The organism is Kocuria dechangensis, from assembly GCF_014636775.1.
Taxonomy (GTDB): Bacteria; Actinomycetota; Actinomycetes; order Actinomycetales; family Micrococcaceae; genus Kocuria; species Kocuria dechangensis.
This window is the reverse complement of record NZ_BMEQ01000018.1, coordinates 38,365-57,411: the sequence shown is the minus strand read 5'-3', so window position 1 is coordinate 57,411 and position 19,047 is coordinate 38,365. Positions and strand designations below refer to the sequence as shown.

The 19,047-nt window shown below is 67.2% G+C and carries 14 protein-coding genes; 4 read left to right on the top strand and 10 right to left on the bottom strand.

Annotation, left to right across the window (positions count from 1 at the left end):
• The first annotated feature begins 20 nt into the window (after nucleotides 1-20).
• Genes IEW07_RS14740 through IEW07_RS14730 form a run of 3 tightly spaced genes read left to right on the top strand, consistent with a single transcriptional unit; the run spans nucleotide 21 to nucleotide 6,500 of the window.
• Nucleotides 21-1,802 (top strand): FAD-dependent oxidoreductase, encoded by a 1,782-nt coding sequence (locus IEW07_RS14740; RefSeq protein ID WP_188538564.1) that lies wholly within the window; start codon nucleotides 21-23, stop codon nucleotides 1,800-1,802.
• Nucleotides 1,795-4,710, top strand: a complete 2,916-nt coding sequence (locus tag IEW07_RS14735; RefSeq protein WP_188538563.1) for a polysaccharide pyruvyl transferase family protein — start codon at nucleotides 1,795-1,797, stop codon at nucleotides 4,708-4,710. Before IEW07_RS14740 ends, IEW07_RS14735 begins: the two co-directional genes overlap by 8 nt.
• Nucleotides 4,710-6,500, top strand: coding sequence for a hypothetical protein (locus tag IEW07_RS14730; RefSeq protein ID WP_188538561.1), 1,791 nt, complete (start codon nucleotides 4,710-4,712; stop codon nucleotides 6,498-6,500). The genes IEW07_RS14735 and IEW07_RS14730 overlap by 1 nt, the downstream gene beginning before the upstream one ends.
• A 10-nt stretch (nucleotides 6,501-6,510) precedes the next feature.
• On the opposite strand, the gene IEW07_RS14725 is transcribed toward IEW07_RS14730, so the two are convergent.
• The 5 genes from IEW07_RS14725 to IEW07_RS14705 all read right to left on the bottom strand — a co-directional run bounded on the left by IEW07_RS14725 (nucleotide 6,511) and on the right by IEW07_RS14705 (nucleotide 11,452).
• Nucleotides 6,511-7,335 carry a hypothetical protein gene (locus tag IEW07_RS14725; protein ID WP_188538559.1) on the bottom strand — a complete coding sequence of 275 codons (825 nt, stop codon included), beginning with the start codon at nucleotides 7,333-7,335 and terminating at the stop codon, nucleotides 6,511-6,513.
• Nucleotides 7,329-8,513: a glycosyltransferase gene (locus IEW07_RS14720; protein ID WP_188538557.1), complete on the bottom strand. Its 1,185-nt coding sequence runs from the start codon at nucleotides 8,511-8,513 to the stop codon at nucleotides 7,329-7,331. The genes IEW07_RS14725 and IEW07_RS14720 overlap by 7 nt, the downstream gene beginning before the upstream one ends.
• Nucleotides 8,510-10,027, bottom strand: a complete 1,518-nt coding sequence (locus tag IEW07_RS14715) for a glycosyltransferase family 4 protein (protein WP_188538555.1) — start codon at nucleotides 10,025-10,027, stop codon at nucleotides 8,510-8,512. The genes IEW07_RS14720 and IEW07_RS14715 overlap by 4 nt, the downstream gene beginning before the upstream one ends.
• Before the next feature lie 95 nt (nucleotides 10,028-10,122).
• Nucleotides 10,123-11,136 (bottom strand): polysaccharide pyruvyl transferase family protein, encoded by a 1,014-nt coding sequence (locus tag IEW07_RS14710; protein WP_188538554.1) that lies wholly within the window; start codon nucleotides 11,134-11,136, stop codon nucleotides 10,123-10,125.
• Between the two features lie 46 nt (nucleotides 11,137-11,182).
• Nucleotides 11,183-11,452 (bottom strand): hypothetical protein, encoded by a 270-nt coding sequence (locus IEW07_RS14705; RefSeq protein WP_188538552.1) that lies wholly within the window; start codon nucleotides 11,450-11,452, stop codon nucleotides 11,183-11,185.
• 401 nt (nucleotides 11,453-11,853) lie between these two features.
• On the opposite strand from IEW07_RS14705, the gene IEW07_RS14700 reads away from it, so the two are divergent.
• On the top strand, nucleotides 11,854-12,609 hold the full coding sequence (locus tag IEW07_RS14700) for a DUF6270 domain-containing protein (RefSeq protein WP_188538550.1): 756 nt from the start codon (nucleotides 11,854-11,856) through the stop codon (nucleotides 12,607-12,609).
• A gap of 48 nt (nucleotides 12,610-12,657) precedes the next feature.
• Here the strand turns inward: IEW07_RS14700 and IEW07_RS14695 are convergent, their stop codons facing one another.
• Genes IEW07_RS14695 through IEW07_RS14675 form a run of 5 tightly spaced genes read right to left on the bottom strand, consistent with a single transcriptional unit; the run spans nucleotide 12,658 to nucleotide 19,046 of the window.
• Complete coding sequence (locus IEW07_RS14695) at nucleotides 12,658-13,518, bottom strand: polysaccharide pyruvyl transferase family protein (protein WP_188538548.1); 861 nt, start codon at nucleotides 13,516-13,518, stop codon at nucleotides 12,658-12,660.
• A 3-nt stretch (nucleotides 13,519-13,521) separates the two neighbouring features.
• Nucleotides 13,522-14,814, bottom strand: a complete 1,293-nt coding sequence (locus IEW07_RS14690; RefSeq protein ID WP_188538546.1) for a hypothetical protein — start codon at nucleotides 14,812-14,814, stop codon at nucleotides 13,522-13,524.
• Nucleotides 14,807-15,973 carry a hypothetical protein gene (locus tag IEW07_RS14685; RefSeq protein ID WP_188538545.1) on the bottom strand — a complete coding sequence of 389 codons (1,167 nt, stop codon included), beginning with the start codon at nucleotides 15,971-15,973 and terminating at the stop codon, nucleotides 14,807-14,809. The genes IEW07_RS14690 and IEW07_RS14685 overlap by 8 nt, the downstream gene beginning before the upstream one ends.
• A complete protein-coding gene (locus IEW07_RS14680) occupies nucleotides 15,970-18,648 on the bottom strand; it encodes a glycosyltransferase (RefSeq protein ID WP_188538543.1) in 2,679 nt (892 codons plus the stop codon). The genes IEW07_RS14685 and IEW07_RS14680 overlap by 4 nt, the downstream gene beginning before the upstream one ends.
• Nucleotides 18,645-19,046, bottom strand: a complete 402-nt coding sequence (locus IEW07_RS14675) for a hypothetical protein (protein WP_188538541.1) — start codon at nucleotides 19,044-19,046, stop codon at nucleotides 18,645-18,647. Before IEW07_RS14675 ends, IEW07_RS14680 begins: the two co-directional genes overlap by 4 nt.
• Nucleotide 19,047 lies beyond the last annotated feature (1 nt).

The following is a 19,047-nucleotide window of genomic DNA, read 5'->3' as shown; positions in this document are numbered from 1 at the left end:
CCTCGCCAAGAAAGCAGTCCATGACCAGTTCCCTGGATTCCCCCGTCCACCGCAAGCTGTGGGCCACCGTGCCCACCAAACTCCCTCTCTACACCGAGCTGCTGGTGGTCGGCGGCGGGCTGTCGGGATGCGCGGCCGCGGTCGCCGCGGCCCGCCTCGGCGTCAAGGTCGTCGTGGTGGAGCCGACACACATGTTGGGCGGCCAGGCGGGTCCTGCCGGTGTCTCGGCGATGGACGTGACCATGTACTACGAGAACCAGATCAACGGCTACGGCCTCTGGTCGGAGTTCCGCGAGCGCGTCACCAACCTGTACCGGTACCGACTGCACAGGAGCGTCAACGTCTCCCAGTACCGCGACAACTCCTTCGCCCCCAATCCCGTGGTCGTGGACCGGGTACTCACACAGATGCTCACCGAATGCGGAGTCCGCGTTTTCCGCAACGTCCGGGTCGAAGGCGCCGAGGTCAGGCGCGGCAACGCGCAGGTGCAGACGTCCGCCGGCACCGTCACCGGCAAGATCGTCGTCGACGCGACCGAGGACGGGTCCGTCATCCGGCACTCCCGGCTCCCCCACCGGCTCGGCAACGCGGTCTTCGACGGCACCGCCTACAACCGCGCCGATCTCGACCGGATCGCGGTGCAGGACATCACGCAGACGGCCATGATCCGCCAGTACGCCCCGGGAACCCTTCCCCCGGAACTGCGTCTCACGGAGCCGCCGGAAGGCTACGAAAACTTCCTCCCCTTCATCCTGAACGGCTTCCCCCACGGCCCCGGCACCGCGCGGATCGGCCACATCAACGGTTTCGCCGGCTACCGCGCCGCCCCGGACCTCGCCGGAGACTCGGACTACACCGGCTCCCAGTGGGAGCTCATCACCCGGACCTCCTTGAACTTCCACAACGACCAGCCGGTCTGCGCCTCCTACTTCACTGACGAGTCCGAACGGATCCGCTTCGAGCGGGAAGCGATCGCCCGGACCCTGTCCATCCTCTACTACCTGCAGCACGACCTCGGCCTGGACTGGGGAGTCACCACGGACGAAGGCTTCGGCGAAGGACCGGTCCCGCGCGACCCACGGGTGACCGAAGGATTCCCCGAGGCTGTGGTCAGGCATCTCCCTCCGGTCCCCTACATCAGGGAGTCCGTCCGGCTCATCGGCCGGGAGACCATGACCGGCAAGACCATCTTCCGCCGCACCAACCGGAGCGTGGCCCCGTGGGACGTGACGGCCGTCGCCGTCGGCACCTACCCCCCGGATCTCCACGGCGGCCGGACCCAGCTGTTCCTCGAGGAGGACCTGGGCGAGTCCGTGTTCGACAAACCGCGGACCTGGCGCGAGGGCCCCTTCGCCATTCCCCTGGACTCCCTGCTCCCCCAGTCCCCCGTGCCGCTCATCGCCGCCGAGAAGAACCTCTCCGCCTCACGCGTGGCCGCCGCCGCCGTCCGGCTGCACCCGACCGTCACGGCCGTGGGCCAGGCGGCAGGAACCCTGGCGGCCCTGGCGCTCACACGCGGCGTCGCGCCTCACGACGTCCCCTCCGTGGTGGTCCAGGCGGCCCTTCTCCGGCAGGGCGCGCACCTGGTACCCCACGCGGTCCAGGACCTGTCACGGGACGACGACCGGTATGCCGCCGTCCAGCTCGCCGTTGCGCACCGGCTCGTGGACGTGACCGAGGTCAAGCAGCCGGACTCCGCCCCGTTGCTGAAGACGGACCTGGACCGCGCGCACCGCCTGGGCCAGGCCGTGCTCGCCGAGTACTCCCACTGGATCGACGCCTTGGAAACGCACCATGACTGACACCGCGAACGCCAACCACCCGACTCCGAAAGAGAACATGCAGACCATCGCTGAGCTCAAAGCCGACCTCGAGAACAAGGTCTTCGACCAGGGCGTCCACTGGCGGATCCTCTTCCTCGGCCGCTCCATCAACGGCACCACGGACATCGTCTCGTCGCTGTCGCGTTCGTTGCGCAACCTCGGGCACCACGTCCTCGACCTGGACATGAAGCACCACCGGATCACGGAGAACCCGGAGCGGGTCTCCGGCGGCAACGGTCCCATCTACGTCCAGGCCTATAAGCTGACCCCCATCGTCGAGCGCTTCCGCCCGCAGATGATCATCTGCTGCGCCGGTGGCCTCACGTTCACGGACGAGGACGCCGCCTGGCTCAAGGCGCAGGGCATCGTCCTGGTCGGCATCACGCTCAGCGACCCCGATGTCTTCCCCAGCGTCCACGCACACGCCCACGTGTTCGACGTGCACACGACCAACGCGGAGCTGTCCCTCCAGATGTACCGGGACAAAGAGGTGCACAACACTGTGTACTTCCCGTTCGGCATCGACCGCGGGTTCGTCACGCAAGAGGTGGACGACGAGCCCTCCATGGCGGCCGACGTCATCTGCCTGGGACACGCGAACAACAGGCCCGATCGCAACCAGACCATGACGGCGCTACACCGGCAGTTCGATGTCAAGACCTACGGCCGTGGATGGGACATCCCTGACAGCGAGCCTGTTGCCGGTGACAAGGCCCTGCAGGCGCTCAAGATGGGGCGCGTCCACGTCAACTTCCCGCTGACCCGGGCAGGGTTCATCAACATCAAGTGCGGCGTCTTCGAGTCCGTGGGAGCCGGCGCCGTCATCGCCACCGGCGAGTTCGACGAGATGGCACGCTTCTTCGACTACGGCGACGAGATCATCGGGTACAAGGACGACGAAGACCTGGCCACCAAGATCGCCGCCCTGCTCGACGACCCGGCCGAGTACGAGCGCATCAGGCTCAACGGCTTCCGCCGCCTGGTGGAGCACCACCTGTACGAGCACCGCTGGATGGAGCTCTTCGACACGGTCCGCCATGCCTCTCCCCACACCACTCCCTGGCTGAGCGAGTCCCGGGCGGAAGAGGTCCGCACCGTTCTCGGGGAGTCGGTGCCGCGAGCCCGGAAGGTGCTGCTGTCAGGGTTCTACGGTGCTGGCAATCTCGGTGACGAGCTCATCCTCCGCTCCATCGCCGCCGCGCTGCACCGCTCCGACCCCGCCGTCCAGGTGGTGGTCGCCGCAGAGAACCCACGTCATGTCGAGCTCCAGCACGGACTCCAGGCATTCAAGCGAGCCGACGTCTATGACTCGGCCTACCAGCTGCACACGGCGGACGCCGTGGTCGTCGGAGGCGGAGGGCTTTGGCACGACCTCACGTTCCACCGCGCAGGCGGTCTGGCGAGCCTGGTGAGCGGCTCGACGATGTCCATCGCGGGCTTCGGCAACCTCCCCCTCATGGGTCGAGTGCTCGGCATCCCGTACCACGTCATCGGGCTGGGGGCCGGTCCGCTCCACGACCAGGACGCCCGGGCCATGGTGCGTTTCCTCGCCCAGCAGACGGAGTCCATTCTCATCCGTGACCCGGAGTCGCGGGACCTGATCGTCGGCACCGGCGTCTCCCCCGAGAAGATCCGTCACGCCCCGGACGTGGTCTATGCCGTGGACCTCCCCGAGGGTGCCACGACGGCCGGGTCCACCGAAGAGCTGGAGCGGCTCAAGTCGGACGGATACCGGCTGGTGGGTGTGAACCTGCGCAAGTGGTCCCACGCCGACATGGACCAGGTCCTCGCGGAGGTCGAGAAGGCCCTCAACACGGTCGCCGGCTCCCAGCGCATCGCCGTCGTGGGAGTGCCCATGCAGGGCGGGGCCGCCCACGACCGCTCGATCCTCGCCTCCCTGCAGGAGCGGCTGTCGCCCCACGTGCCCTTCTACCTGATGCCCGACCCGCCCGCCTTGGACGCCTTCCACCAGTGCCTGGGGCTGCTCGACGCGCTCGTGACGATGCGCCTGCACGCGGCCCTCCTCGCGCATCGCTGCGCCGTCCCCACGGTGGGACTCGTCTACGACCCCAAGGTGGAGCGGCATTTCCAGGAGGTCCAGCGGTCACACTTCGCCGTCCCCCTGGAGAGTTCGTGGGAGACGATCCACGACCTCTTGACGACGGCGCTCGCCGAGGGAGAGATCGCGGATCGACGTACGCTCGACGCCGTGGGCGTCCTGGAACGGGACGCACGCGCGGCCCTCGAAGCTGCCGCACTGCGCGTCGCTGCTGCGGAGGTCCGCCCCGCCGTGTATGAGATCCCGGCGGAGAAGCCGGTGGCTCCGCCCAGCCCCGGTGCAGTGATCCAGAAGCCGACCGCCGCCTTCACCAAGGCCGAGTTCTCGGCCACGGGTGTCGAGCTGCCCGAACGTGCCCTCAACGTCCTGTTCGACTCTCCGCGCGCGCTGCACATCTCCCTGCCCACCACGGCTCCCGTGCCCGGACATGAGATCCACAACAGCTGCTCGTTGCAGCTCGACACCGCGGCGCCCGTCGAGGTGTCCCTGCTCGTGACCAGCAACTACGAGAGGCCGCAGAACGAAGGCAAGATCACCCTGGTCGTCAGGATCGGCGAGCACGAGTTCACCGACGACCTGGCCCGCTCCAAGGAGCCGGTCATGCTCCGGGTGCGCACCGCGGGTGTTCAGGAACTGCCCGTCGACGTGTCGCTGCGCGTCAACGGCCGCTGCTACCCCGCACAGTCCTGGCCCAGGTACAGCCGCGTCTCGGTGCGCATCACGGACGCTCACACGGTCACGGACCGGGGTCCCGTTCCGTCGATGTTCTCCTCCGCCGGCGAGCTCTCCGCCGTCCAGGAGCCGGCGGTCCTGGAACGCGCGCTCTAGTGGCGAACTACCTGCTCGTGGTCCGCCACGGACCGGTGGCACCGGCTGCCGAGGACATTCTCTCGGCCCTGTCACGCCGTCACCCCCGGGAGGTCCTGGACCGTCCTCTCGGGGGCGGGTGGGCACTGAGCTGGGTGGCCCGGGACGCTGCGGCCGACGTGGACGCCCGGGACGGGACGCTGTTCTCCGGATTCGCCGTGGACGACGAGAACGAGCGGATCGTCTTCGGGGCTTCCGGTCACAGCCGTCTTCCCGCCGAAGACCCCGGGGCCGAGGACCTCCCGGGCTGCTACACACGGGTCCGCTGGGACCAGCAGACGCTGTCCGTGAGCACCGACCTGTACCGCAGCATGTCGATGTTCGTGTCCACGGAGCCAGGACTCGTGCTGGTGTCGGACTCCGCATACGTGCTGATGTCCCTGCGCCGCCGGCTCGGTCTGCAGTGCACCGTCGACGCCACGGTGGCCGACTCGCTGCGGTGGGGCAACTCGATGTCGGCGCAGCTGATGGGTTCGCGCACTCTGGTCAAGGAGATCTCCTACGTCCCCGTCGGGCAACGAGTACGGCTGTCCCTCGCTCGTGGGCCGATCCGGTCGGAGGTCCAACGCCGTCCTCTGCGGGAGGTGTTCCAGGTGGGGTCCGACGACTACGCCGCTGAGGTACGGACGGCGGCGGTGCGCATCGCCTCGCTCGTGCACACCATCGCAGGTGGGGGACCGCAGCACGCCCGGCTCTCCCTGTCCGGGGGCAAGGACTCCCGCATCTGCCTGGCGGCCGCGCTGCTGTCCCCGGTCGCACGGGAAACCGCACGCTTCTCGTGCACGAACATGTCCGAGCAGCACCGTCGGGACTTCGAGGTGGTCTCTGCGCTCGCCGAGGAGTTCAGGTTCCCGCTGGGCACCACGGAGACCGCTGAGGACCGCAACCAGCAGCTGTGGCGCGTGGCGAACCCGGTGGGCCTCTGGTACTCGGACAACAGCCTGAACTACTACGCCCTGAAGCTGCAGGCCTACGGTCTCCGGGCCAAAGGACGGTTCGCCGTCGCCGGGTACGGTTCGGAGCTCTACAAGGGCAACTACGGGCTGCGGCCGGTGACGGCCGTGGTCGACTCCATCGCTCGCACCCAACCCGCCGTGGCCGAGAGCGTCCGAGCCGTCTGCGAGGAGGTGCTACACGAAATCGGCATCTCACCCAATGACCCCCTCAGCGCCGAATGGCACTACCTGGCACTGCGCAACGCCCTCCACGGCGGCCGGTTCACACCGGTGACCAAGTTCGGCCTGCGTCCCCTGCAGCAGCGGAATCTCGTGGGTCTGAGCAAGCTGACCCCGGACCGGTACCCCAACCGGATGACGGGGCCCCGGAACATCCCCGACGACCTGCTCCTGCTGCTCAGCCCGGCGCTGGCGACGCGGCCCTTCGACCGTGCGGAGAAGGACCGGAGCCCGCGCGAGGTCGTGGACCGGTTGCGCCGGCTGGGCGGCCCCGTGTCCTCGGCGGATCTGACGAGCTACCGGGTCTTCGGTGAGGCGGAGGACGTGGCCGACGGTCCGGTGCCGAGCCTGATGTCGTTCGTCGACCAGGACCGGCTGCGGGGCAGACTGACTCGCGCCGTCGTGGCCCCGCTCGTCGACGCCGCCGCGGACGTGGTGGAGGCGTCCGCGCTCGCGACAACGTGGGCTGCGCTCGTGGAGCAGGCGAGGAGCGACGTTCGGGACTCCGCTGTGCCGCTCGGGCAGGCCCGCGGGGTGCCCGGGAGAGTCCTGGCCCTGGCGGAGGTCCTGCGCTGAGCCCAGGGTGTCACCCCCTGCGCGGCAGCACCTTCGACAGGATCGTGCTGAGCTCCTCGGTCGGTGGCGCCTGGTGCCCCCGGCCCCAGTCGCCGCGGAGCACCTCGATCCGGTCCGGGGGAAGAGTGGCCAGGAACGGCTCCATGTGCTCCTGCAGGTGGGGATCACGCTCGTTCTGGACGTACAGGATGTCGTTCTCGTTGTGTCCCGCGAACGTCTCCCGGAGGTCGGCGTCCACCTCCGTGCCCCAGACTTCCTCGGGCGGGGCGTTCCACGCGGCGGCGCAGTAGGCGGCCTGCTGGTCGCGGTTGAAGCGCTCCAGGATGGTCTGCGGGTTCACCGGGACGATCACGGCGTCCGGGAAATGGCTCCCGTAGTAGAGAGCCGCGTACCCGCCGGCGGACGGGCCGAAGAAGACCTTGCGCGTTCCTCCGAGCTCCTCGAACAGGTGCCGGAGAACGACGACGAGCTCCTCCTGGATCGGGTGTGCGCGGGTCCCCGCGAACCACCCGATCTCCAGGTCGTCAGCGGCGTAGAGACCGGGGTCCGCGACCTGGATGAGGTTCACGGAGAACGGACGGAGCATCCGGGCCCCGGCGAAGACCGGCAGGGCTGTCCCATTGCCGGTGAGTGCGGCGTGGAAGACGACCACGGTGGTGTCCGCGCCCGCAGGACTGATGTGGATGTCCAGCGGGTGGATCCGGCCGAGGGACAGGATCTGGCGGCTCGATGCGCCGGTCTGGAGGAAGTCGGCGATCCCGGCGAACGCGGACCTCTTCCGGTCGTAGCGGTCGAGGTCGCGGCGCTGTCCTGTCATCTCTGCACTGATCACCATCCCAGGATGGTCCCCAGATCTGTGCAGAACCTGGTGCTGACCGCGGCGGAGTCGAGGTGCCCGATCGAGTCCAGGACGTCGCCCCTGTCGGTCGATGCGCCGACCTCACCGATGCTGCGAAGATGCTGAGCGAACTCTCCAGCGCTCAGCTCACCGGGCGAGTCGACGTAGCGGACGTGCTCTCCGGGCAGAGCCTCGCGGAAGACCGGGGTGTCGGTGGCCAGGACCGGCAGGCCGAAGCTCAGGTACAGCAGTGCGGCTCCGGAGTTGAGCGAGCGGGTGTAGGTGAGCAGCCCTGCGTCCGCGGCGTTGAGGTAGTACTGCGCCTTGTTGCCCGGGATCCTGTTGGGCTCGATGAGGACGTTCGGGTCCACGAGGCACCGATCGACGAACCGCCGGACCTCTGGGTCGTCGTCCGGGTGGCCGGCGACCACCAGCCGGTAGGCCGTTGCACGGTCCTGGGCGCACAGCGCCTGGAACGCGTCCAGAACGGGGTGCAAGCCCTTGTAGGCCTTGAGGGCCCCGAACAGCACGAAGACCACCTCGTCACCGTCGATCCCCAGGGCCGCCCGGGCGTCGGCGCGCGAGACGAAGTTCTCGTAGGCACCGACGTAGCTGGGGTGGGGTGCCACCACCGTGCGCTCCGTGGGGACGTCGAGGACGCCGTCCATGGCGGTGGTGGTGGCGGGCGACATCAGGTGCACCGCGTCCGACCGATCGGCCAGGCCCTGCTGGAGCATGAGCTCCTCCTCCACGAACGTCGCATCGTGGGGGTAGACGTTGTGGGCGGTCCAGAGCACCTTGCCTCCGGCTTCTCGGAACCGGTCCACCCGGCCCAGGAAGCCTCGTGCCTTGACGCCGGCGGTCTCGGCGTCCGGGGCGTTGCCGATGACCCAGTTGATCCAGTGGAAGTGGATCGTCTGCGTGGTCGTCAGCCGCCGGAACTCCGGCAGAACCTGGAAGTCGAAGCCGCTGAGGATGGGCGCGGTGGCCACCCCGTGCGAGGCGAAGGACCGGTACAGGAGAGCCTGGTAAGGATTCATGCGGGCGACGGCCGTGTACCCCAGCAGGTGCGGCGCGGGATCCGTTCCCACGGCACGGATGGCCTGGTGGATCTCCTGCACCGGTGTCGTGGCCGTCGCACGGAATCCGTTGAGATGGATGAGCACTGTGATCATGCCTCCGTTCGTGCCACGACACGTGCGAGATGCTCCCGGTACCGCGGTCCGTTGTGCGCCCACTGGCGTTCGGCACGGACCCAGTCCAGGCCGGCGCCCGCGCGGCGGACGCGCTCCTCGTCGTCGTCGAAGACCGACCGGAGCACGTCGGCGAGGCCGCGGGCGCTGTCCGCGGGGAAGTTCCACCCACGCTCGGGGGCCGGGGCGATCTCTGTCAGGGCAGGGAGATCGCTGACGACCACGGGCAGGCCCATGGCCATGGCCTCGAAGGGCTTCAGTGGGGTGACGTAGGTCGCGGCGCGCTCCCGGGTGCGCGGGACCACGAAGACGTCGATCAGCGAGTAGTAGGCCGTGATCTCGTCGTGGTCCACGCGGCCCGTGAAGTGCACGCGGTCGGCCACGCCCAGGGAGGCGGCCAGCTGTTCGAGCGACTTCCGGCGGGGGCCGTCCCCGACGAGGACACAGTGCTCCGGACGCCCGGCCCGGGCGAGGTGGGCGGCAGCCTTCACCAGGGTCTCCTGGGACTCACGGTAGTGGTCCATGTTGGAGACGTAGCCGAAGGTGGGCACGTCCCCCAGGCCCAGACGCGCCGCCAGGTCGCAGTCCCTGTCGCGCGGAGTGAAACGCTCCACGTCGACGCCGTTGGGAATGATCCCGATCTTGTCCTCCGGGAGGCCTCGCGCGACGATCTCGTCCTTCATCGACTGCCCGATCGTGAGGACGAGGTCCGCCCGCTCCATGCACTCCAGCTCCAGCCGGCAGCGCTCGTCGTAGATCTCGCCCTGCGCCTCGTACCGCACCTCACCGGTCCAGTTGCTCTCGAAGAAGGACCTGACCTCGTAGACCACCGGCAGTCCGGTCTTGTCCTTGATGGCCAGCGCGACGAGTGCGGTCTCGTATCCCCGGCGGCCTGAGCTCACGTGGATGGCAGCGGGTCGGATCTTGGCGATCCGCTCATACGCCATGTCGGCGAACAGCTGCAGGTAGCGGTCCAGGGGTAGGCTGCGGAGATCCACGTCCCCCAGATCCAGGTGGTAGTGGCCCACGCCGTCGAGCAGGATCTCCTTGCGCACCGGTCCCTTCGCCACCGACCGTGGGAACCCCGGCTCGGTCACCACGATCGGCTCGAGCCCAGCCTTCTTCTCGGCCACGAAGTTGTAGTGGCTCCGGGAGGTGAAGCCGTTGGACAGATAGGGACGGCTCTCCTTGACGAGGTGCACGATCCGCTGCGGTGAGACCGGATCCACGGGGCGGACGGGACCCTGCAGGCGCGGACCCCGCCCCTTCAGTTCCCGGATCCGGCCCTCCAGCCCTGCCACCGCGTCCGGGGAGACCTGTCGCAGTCCGATGAGCCTGTGGTTGGCGGTCAGCGCCGCGGAGAGTTCGCCGAGCTTGCCCAGCACCCCGCGGCGGGCCTTCAAATAGGCCGCGTCCCCGTCGAACCGGTCACCCCACCGAGCCATGAGATCCGCCGCCGCACTGTACTCGTGCTCCGCCAGAAGCCGCTGAACCATGGCAGTCGCCAGAGTTGCGTCGGCGGATTGCAGTGCCTCCGAGACTGCGTCGACATGCTCCTCCGGCAGACGCACGCCCGGAGCCGTGTGATGGCTCACGGGACAGGCCTCTGCGCGGGGGCGGGGAAGTCGTTGTCGATCCGCCGGACGAGCGCGCGGACGGCCGTGTTGGCCTCTGCTTCCAGTTCCTGGACTGCCAACCGGGAGACCGGGACCCGAGCCAGGTCGGCCTTGGCGAGCATGTCCGGGTCCTCGTTGGTGGAGAGCAGGGCCCGGCGGTCGAGCCGGGAGTAGAGGTTTCTGCTCTTGGTGGTCGCGGACAGCACCACGGACGACACTCCGTACATCGTGGCGACGACCGTGCCGTGGAACTTGTTGGACAGGAGCAGGTCCAGCCCGCCGAGGTACGAGCTGAGGTCGTGCATGTTCTCCGACTCCAGGACGATCTGGTCCTCGAAGGGGAACTGCCTGGCGACGTCGAGGTCCGCGGCCCGTGTCCGTCCCGTTCCCAGGACGATGTTGACGACGTCGTAGCCGCGGGAGCGCATCTCACGGCAGACGTTCACCAGCTGGGTGGGGTCCGAGTCGGCACGGTGGGTGCGGAGGTTGATGCCGACCGTCGGGTTCTCGAAGACCGTCGCCGGGGGCATGGTCATGTTGAAGACCAGATCGGCGTGGTCCTCCACGGGCACGGTCGGCTCGAGGTGGCGGCGGATCCACTCGGCGCTCTCCCGGTCGCGGGCACCGATGTGCCGCACGTTGGGGTGCTGGAAGAAGTGCCGCAACCTCTCCATCACGTCCGGAGCGTGGTGCTTGATCCACGTGGGCACACCGACGCCGCTGATGTAGATGGGACGCTGCAACCAGGCCCGGTTCCAGTAGAGCGGCGAGATCTTGTTGGGGATGACGAGGTCACCTCCGCCGATCACCAGAGCGTCGAACTCCTTGGCGACCTCGGTGGCCTGCCGCGAGAAGTACGGGGCGGACAGCTGGTCGTGGACCACGGAGACCTCGTGGTGGAGGCCGATGCTGTTCTTCCAGTTGTCCAGGAAGAGTTCGTCACCGTAGTTGCCCCAGCCGAAGAATCCGACCAGACCGATGCGAGCCATACGGGGGTGCTCCTATGAGGTGGGAGGTGGGGGGAAGTGTTCGAGACTAGCCGGTCACCTTGTCTAGGGTGGTCTGCGGGGCCACGACGACCCAGTTCTCGCCCTGGACGTAGGTGGACTGCTGCTTCTCGTAGGTTTCGATTCTCGCCTGCTTGTCCTCCGGGCCGTCGAAGACCGTGAGCCACACGTTGTCACCGCACTTGAGGGATTCCTTGTAGCCCTCGCCCCTCGAGATCTGGTCCGAGTCGCACGTCACGCCGGTTTCGGTGACCGCGCTCTTGAGGTCGACGACCGAGTCGAACGACTGCAGCGTCAAGGACTCACCGTTCGATCCGCCGCAGGCGGAGAGCAGGAGCACGGTTGCGGGAGCGGCCAAGAGGAAGGAGGGACGGCGCACGGAACAGCCTTCGGATCGGGGGATGTGGGGGACCCATGGGGAGTGGGCGCTGTCCATCCTACGTCGACCTGCCGGGTCGTGACGGCCTGGCACACCAGATGACTTGTCGTTGTCCGAGTTGGACGTCCTCAGCCTTCAAACCGACGTGCCGCGCCGGACCAAGACCGGCACCACCCGACCGATAAAGTATTCACAGTCTCCGGGCCGGGACATCCGACGAGCATTGTTAGGACATATCGGAATTTGCCCCCGCTCCGGCGGATCACATCACCGGGACGTCGAACAATGCACATCCCGTACAGCGCAGCCAAAGGAGCATTGTGTACCGCCTCTCCATATACGGCAGTTGTGTCTCTCGGGACACTTTCGAGTTCCTGGGTCCAGGATTCGAGCTGTCGACCTACGTGGCGCGGCAGTCGCTGATCAGTGCTACCACACCGGCCATCGAACTGCCCGGCGAGCTCGAGCTCACCTCGAACTTCCAGCGCCGGGCAGTCAGCGACGACTTCGCCTCCCGTGCGGTCGTGCGACTGCGGGGCAAGATCAAGGAGACCGACCTCTTGCTTTTGGACCTGGTGGATGAACGATTGGGAGTACTCTCCTGGCCGGGGAGCCGATGGGTGACCCGTTCCTCGGAGCTCAAGCACAGCGGCGTTCTGGGCTCACTGAGCCATCGCCCGGTGCACGTGGCCTTCGGAACTTCACGCCATCTTCAGTTGTGGTCGGTAGCCCTTCAGCGGTTCACGCACCGGCTTCGCCACGCCGGGCTTCTCGATCGCGTCGTTGTGGTGCGGGCGCCGTGGGCTGATGTGACGGTCCAGGGCGATGCTCTTCCGTCGTTTGCTGGACACACCATTGCCGAGGTGAACGCCATGTTCGAGAGGTACTACGCACTGCTCGAAAACCTCGGCTACCGATCTATTGAGCTCCCCTCCGAACTGGCGGTCTCGGACCGAGAGCACCGTTGGACTGCGGCCCCCTACCACTATCAGAAACCGGCCTACGAGTACCTGGCTCAGGAAATACGCCGGGTCGCCGAGATACTGCCCGACAGCCGGCAGCGCGACCGTTCTTGATCACCCGTCGGGGAACGGCTCCCCGACGGGTGACTTCACCGGATGGTGTCAGGTTGCGCTTCCGCCGCCACCGGAAGTGGCTCGTACTGGCTTGGCGCCCGTAGCCCGTCGATTTGCGGCAGCCAGCGCGTCCAGAATCGCGATGCGCTGCTTGTCCTGCAGGCCGGCCACTTGGTCTCGCGTCGGCTGGGGACAGGCCAGCACCGCAGCGCGGATCTGCTCAACGGTAGCCGGTAGATCGTCACGTCCGAGATCGATGCCGTACGACGAGTAGTAGTCGCGGAACTTGAAATCTCCGCCGAACACCTTGTCGGTCAGCACGAATGGCTTCACCGGAATTCCGTATGCGTGCGAGAAGACGCAGCCGTGCAGACTGGTAGAGGCGATGGCCTCATATTTGGAGAGCTGGTCGACGAATTCTGCCTCGGGGGCGTAGTTGTCGACGAGGCAGTCTTCCATGTGCGGATAGCGGGCCCGGAATTCGTCCCGGTCGACATCGTGGATGATGAAGCCCAAAGGCTTCCTGCGGCGCAGGGGCAAGGGGATCATTCGTGAGAGAAGCAGTCCGGGGTCACCGATGACCGGAGCGTGCTTGCCGCTGTCCCGGACAATCACTGCCTGGGTCAGGAAACCGCGCACGCCCCGGAAGTCGACATCGGGCGAGTATGTTCGCGCTGCGCCGTTGATGAGGCCACCGCCCACGACGGTGCCGGGCGTCGCACACATCGCAGCGACGAGAGAGCCCACGATGCCCACGGTGCCTGGACCGATGTCGTCCTTCTGACGCATGCCGAGCCTGCGATACGCGTTCTCGCCGAGCATCCGATCTGCGATGAGAAAGCCCATCCGATCCCCGAGGTTTCCCTTTTCTGCGTGGATCGGTGTCATGTGCGCATAGACGGAGACCACAGTTCAGCCTCCCTGGTTCAGGAATCGCGCGCTGAACAGCTCGTGGTCGAAACCGTCGAGCGCGCTGACGATAAGGTAATCCCAGTCGGCTTCGTCGGGCACGACGTAGGTGCTGCCCAGACCGCCGTACTTGGTCTCGCGCGCTGCCGTGGTGCCCACGAGTTCGTACTTGAAGCGCAGACCACCGAACTTCGAGTCGAGCTTTGCAGCCTTGGGCGTCAGTTTCTGGCCGTTGACGAAGACGAATTCGACAGCGGTCTGCAATGGCGACCGGAAGGGCCGCAGATCTCGGACGTACTGCTTCTCGAACTCGCGGGGGAAAATAGCCTGTGCGGCGGCCCACTTCGCCGTGGAAAGACTGGAAGAGTCGCTTCGGACCATGTCCGCCAGCAACGTCTGGACAGCTTCAGCGGGAGGCGGGGCGTGGCCCTCCCCTGCTTCTGTCATCCAGATAACGTGCTCGTCGTCGGAGCCGATCATCCCCGGCCACATCTCGCGGGTGCTCGACATGGCGTTGAGAAGGGGAATCATGTGGCTTCTGGTGTGCCAGTCGTTCCAGTTCTGCAACCAGATCAGGCGGCGCATGCGGAATCCATCGGCGAAGGTGGAGCCGAGTTCCGACTGCATGCCATTGGCATCCATCCGCTCCCGGGCGAGGTCCTTCCAGTCCGTTCCGCCGAGGCGGCCCGTGAGGGTGGGAAATGCTGCTTCCAGGTACAGCTTGACCAATCGAGGCGAGTACTCCAGAACGTCCGTCTGGGGATTCCAGACGAGCGCTGATGCCAGTTCGCCCAGGAGCTGCGCCTGGTGCAGTGCCGCGAACCCTCCACCGGAACCACCCACCAGCACAAGATGATTGCCACTGACCTCTGCCATGTGCCTTAGCAGTGCCGAGATGGGGCGTTGTGCGTTGGCGCCCTCACTCCCCATGTACCAGGCGAGGCCCAGTTCGGAGTTGAGCCTCAGGCTCGGGTCCGCCACGGAGATCAAGGGCACGTCCACGGCCTTCGAGACACCGGCTCCGGAGAGGAACGGGGCGGTCTTCTTCGCACGGTTGCCCACCGCCCCGTTGAAGAACACGCAGGCGGTGCCGTGCACCGGGTCCAGGGGCCGTCCTTTGAGCATGATGTCGAGGTGGGGGCCGGCCGGGAGGTGGATCGTGTGTAGTCCGTCCTCCACCGCACGACCTGCATCGACGAACGCCTCGACGCTCTCCCATTCGAAGTGCCGCAGATGCGGGGACTCGTGCTGGCACGGGGCATATGCGGCCCGCGTCTCGGTTGACGGGTCAGACAACGTTGGACACCTTTGACTCTCTGCGGCCGTCCTCGGCGCGCACGTAGATCTTGACGCGGCAGTTCGCAGGCGCATCCCGGAAGACCCCGGAAGTGCGGGCACCGTATCCCAGCTTCTGCACCGGTTCCACTCCCCGCAAGAGATGGAAGGCGAAGCGTGACTCCCCGCCGAAGACTTCCTGCACATTGGTCGAGAAGGACACGTCGCCGTTGGCTTGACGGCGCACCGAGATACGGTACTGCGCGGGGTCGATTCCGTAGTCGATCTCCATCGGCCGCGGCGGCATCATCCCGGACACGCGGTCTGCTGCAAGTGATTCGTACATGGCGGCCTCATCTGCGAAGTCCGCAGCCCCGTGCTCTGTCGTGACATAGCCGGTCTTCTGCTGCGCCGAGAGATTGTTCCCGCGCCGCATGTACACGAACCCAGGAACGTTGTGCTCCTGGATGCGCAGGTCCACCCCGGTTCTGCGGTAGCGCTCCCGGTAGTTGACCGTCATCAGCTCGGGCACGTTCCACGGTGAGAGGGTGCCGATCTGATCGAAAGCTGTCGGCGGATAGAAGTAGAACTTGTTGCCCGTCAGCATTCTGTTCATGGCGACGGACTGCGCCTTCACCCCGCCCTCGTCGGAGTATGCGATGAAGTTGTTTCGGAGGCCCACACCGACGACCTGATCCGCCGGCTCGGAGACAAGGTTCATGCACACGCGTCGGATCTCCTGCGCCTGCCAGGGCAACCACAGGTCGTCGTCGTCGAGGGTTGCCCGCGCGATGTATTCGTACGGGCGGTCGACGACGTCCTCACCCGTCGACCGGAACAGGTGGTTCCGGAGCGGGTGCTGCTTGTTGGGCCCTTTGACGGTGTCAGGGTGTGCCTGTCCCCCGCTGGAGTATCCGTTCGAGGGATGGCCGTAAGGGATCACCCTGAAGGACACGGCGGAGGTCCGGCTCAGCCGGCCGGTGAGAGTTTCCAGTTCCTGCAGCCAGCGCTTCTTGTCGACCGACACGTACAGCAGGTGCACCACGTCGAGATCTTCGGGAACTGTGATCCGGGACAGGGACAGCAGCGTCCGTTTTAGCCGGGCGAAGTAGGTCCGCTGCACCATGAGGTTCAGCTCGGCGTCGCAGAAGATCGTCTCGACAATGAGTTTGCCGGTCATGCGTCACCCTCCGTAGTGTCACGGGTCTGCACGACCAAGGGAGATCCGGCATCCGTCGGATCCTCGGGTGCCACTTGTACGTCGTAGAACGCCGCCAGCTCCAACAGCAGCGCTTGGCACTCGGCCCGGTTCTCCGGGGCCACGCTCTTGTTGAACTTGTTGACGAACCAGCCCTGGAAGTAGGCGTCGGCGCGCGTGCGGCAGTACTCCTCGTACAGGCCGTCGGCGTGGAGCCACGCGGAGCGGGCCTTCTCCAGCGGGAGGTACTTGCGGAAGAAGCCGGGCCCCACGGTGTTGACCACGGAGGTGGAGACGGCGCCGTAGTACACGTGGATGGGCATCTTCACCGTGTCGATCCGGCGGGCCCGGCCGAGCATCTGCTGGAACGCCATCGAGTCCTGGCCGAGGGCGCCGACGGGCTGGTGCAGACCGATGGCCCGCAGCCACGCGGTGTCCGCGACGAGGGCCTGGATGCTCATGGGCTGGAACCTGATCTGCTGCAGCACGTCCTCCGGCACCCGCTTGCCGCCCACGGGGTCGTCCTCGAGGACTGGATCGAGGAGGGCGACGTTGTGGACGTACCTGCGCCAGGTGGACAGCTTGAGCATGTCCCCGATGGCGAACTGCAGCCTGAGGTCCCGTGCCCGCTCGAGGAGGACGCGGAAGCCGTCGTTGATCGCCTCGTTGTCCGGGTCCAGGTAGGTGATGTACGGCGCGGTGGCCATGGCCAGGCCCTGGTTGCGGGGCCGGGACGCACTGCCCGAGCCCCCGCGCTCGTTGAAGTGCGCCCGCACGTTGGGGTGCCGCTCCGCCAGCTCCGCCACGATCTGGGGCGTGGTGCCGTCCGTCGAGCCGTCGTCGACGAGCAGGATCTCCATCCGGTCGAAGATGCTGGAGCGCTGGAGCGACCGGAAGCACTTGTGCTCCAGGTGCATGCCGTTGTTGTAGACCGGCACGACGACGGTCAGCTCCGGCTCCCGGACAGCGACCTTCACGCCGGTGCCGGGAGCGGTGTCGACGCCGAAGGGATCCACCGAGTAGCCCGAACCGGCGATGTCGGCGCCGTTCAGGTACTGGTCGAGGGCCGGTCCGTCCGCCCAGAGCGCGGTGCGGTGCCGGTCGTGGGCGAGGCCCACCGGCTCGTGGTCCTCGACGGACACCACGCGGCCGGGCTGTTCGTAGCCGTTCTTGACCACGAAGTCGACGTCCGCGTAGGCGAAGCCGTTGACCAGGTCCTGGACGTAGTGCCCCGCGTACGCGTAGCGGGGATCGACAGGGACGACGACGTCGAACTCCGCCCGCCGGCGCCGGAGCTCCTGCTTCGGCACGACCTCGATCCCGGGGAGCGACTGCCGCTGCGCCACCGCGTGGACGGCCGGGGTGATCTCCTCGGCGGTGACGGCCACCCGCTGCCGGCTCGAACGGGCCGGGAGGCCGACCGTGCGGAGGATGTCGCCCATCCGGTCGAAAGCGAGGTGGTCGGTGAAGACCCGGCGGAGTCCGCTCATCTGCGCCCGGTACAGCTCGGTGCCCTGAACGGCGTCGAGGATGCCGGGCACCTCTGCGGCGTCGTCGACGAGCTGCACCTCGGGGAAGAGGTCGTTGACGGCCAGGCTGTAGTTGGATACCACCAGAGCGCCCATGGCCTGCAGCTCCACCGCCCGGTTGGCGAACATCGTGGTGCTGTCGTTGACCGAGTTCAGATTCAGCTGCACGTCCACCATCCGCTGGATCCGCATGAGGTCGGCATGGTCTACACCGGGCCCGATGTGCGGCAGATAGGGCTCGGGATAGAAATACCTGGGGTCACCCAGCTGGCTGTTGCGATCCAGGATCAACAGGTCCCGTGAGGCCGCAAGCACACCGTCGAAGAGCGCGGCGGCGTCCTTCTGCCTGGTGGGGTACTTGTGACTGAGCCAGGACCCGGCGAAGAGCACTTCCTGCCGACGTGTCCGGCGGGAGCCCACAGGATTGTGCACGAGCGGATTGACTCCGAACGTCAAAGCCTGCACGTCGCGGGCGTCGGTGCAGTCTTCGAGATAGTCCCGGATCTTTTCGGCGGCCGACGTGAAGACGTAGTCGGCCTCCTGCGCAAGGGGGCGGAACCGGACATAGTTGGGCGGGTCCTCCTTGGAGTAGAAGGCGACCGGCACGCCCAGGGACCGGAAGTGCGGGATCACCTCGGTCCGTACTATGCCCGAGGACGTCGAGGTCCCGTGCCACTCCTCGAAGCGTCCCCGCCAGGTGGAGGCGATCAGCAGGAGGTCCATCTGCGGCGCCACCTCCCGGAAGTTCTCGGGCGTGAGGTAGGTGAGGTCGGCCGTCCCGTCGAAGGTCGACCAGAGGAACGCGTCCGCGATCACGGCGACCCGGGCGGGGTGGGGCGCGAGGCTGCGGGTGCCGAGGTGGTCGGGGAGCGACCGTGCCTGGGCGACGAGCTCCTCGACCAGGTCGGTGCGCAGGACCTCGGCGAGCCGGGCGCTGTAGTCCTCCGGCGACCGAGCACGGGTCCAGCGGACGGACGCCGGATCGGCGGCCAGCTGCGAGCGGAAGTACGCCGACCGGTAGTACGCCCGGTCCTGGCGCACCGCCTCCTCGCGCTCCTTCAGCTGTGCCAGCCGGTCGCGGACCTTGGCCTTGCGGTACTCGACGCCGGCCTTGTTCAGGGGGCTCATCGTCGTGCTCCTTGTCGCATCTTCCAGTACGAGCGCTGCACCCGGCCCATGGCCGAGTTCTGCAGGTTCCGCAGGGCGGCACGGGTCCGTGACAGCTCGGACTGCAGCCGGCCGGTCTCCTCCTTCAGGGAGTCGGCCTCCTGCTGCAGCCTGACGGTCTCGTCGCGCCGCGTGCGGAGCTCGGTCTCCAGCCACCAGATCTTCTTCAGGCGCGCGTTGTCGTGGGCCCTGGCCTGCCGATCACGCTTCTCGAGGTTCGCGAAGAACGCGAGCTCCTTCTCGTAGGACTTGATCAGCTCCTGGTGCAGGGCCGCCAGCTCGGCGGCCTGCGCCGCCAGGACGGCGGCGACGTCCTGGTCATCGGTGCCGGGCTGCGTCTCGGCGTCGTGCTCGGTCATG

Bases quoted from the DNA above. Each gene is read 5' to 3' on its own strand.
- IEW07_RS14685 (WP_188538545.1), bottom strand. From the start codon at position 15,973: ATGACCGGCAAACTCATTGTCGAGACGATCTTCTGCGACGCCGAGCTG.
- IEW07_RS14680 (WP_188538543.1), bottom strand. From the start codon at position 18,648: ATGAGCCCCCTGAACAAGGCCGGCGTCGAGTACCGCAAGGCCAAGGTC.
- IEW07_RS14735 (WP_188538563.1), top strand. From the start codon at position 1,795: ATGACTGACACCGCGAACGCCAACCACCCGACTCCGAAAGAGAACATG.
- IEW07_RS14725 (WP_188538559.1), bottom strand. From the start codon at position 7,335: ATGGTGATCAGTGCAGAGATGACAGGACAGCGCCGCGACCTCGACCGC.
- IEW07_RS14675 (WP_188538541.1), bottom strand. From the start codon at position 19,046: ATGACCGAGCACGACGCCGAGACGCAGCCCGGCACCGATGACCAGGAC.
- IEW07_RS14720 (WP_188538557.1), bottom strand. From the start codon at position 8,513: ATGATCACAGTGCTCATCCATCTCAACGGATTCCGTGCGACGGCCACG.
- IEW07_RS14715 (WP_188538555.1), bottom strand. From the start codon at position 10,027: ATGGTTCAGCGGCTTCTGGCGGAGCACGAGTACAGTGCGGCGGCGGAT.
- IEW07_RS14740 (WP_188538564.1), top strand. From the start codon at position 21: ATGACCAGTTCCCTGGATTCCCCCGTCCACCGCAAGCTGTGGGCCACC.
- IEW07_RS14710 (WP_188538554.1), bottom strand. From the start codon at position 11,136: ATGGCTCGCATCGGTCTGGTCGGATTCTTCGGCTGGGGCAACTACGGT.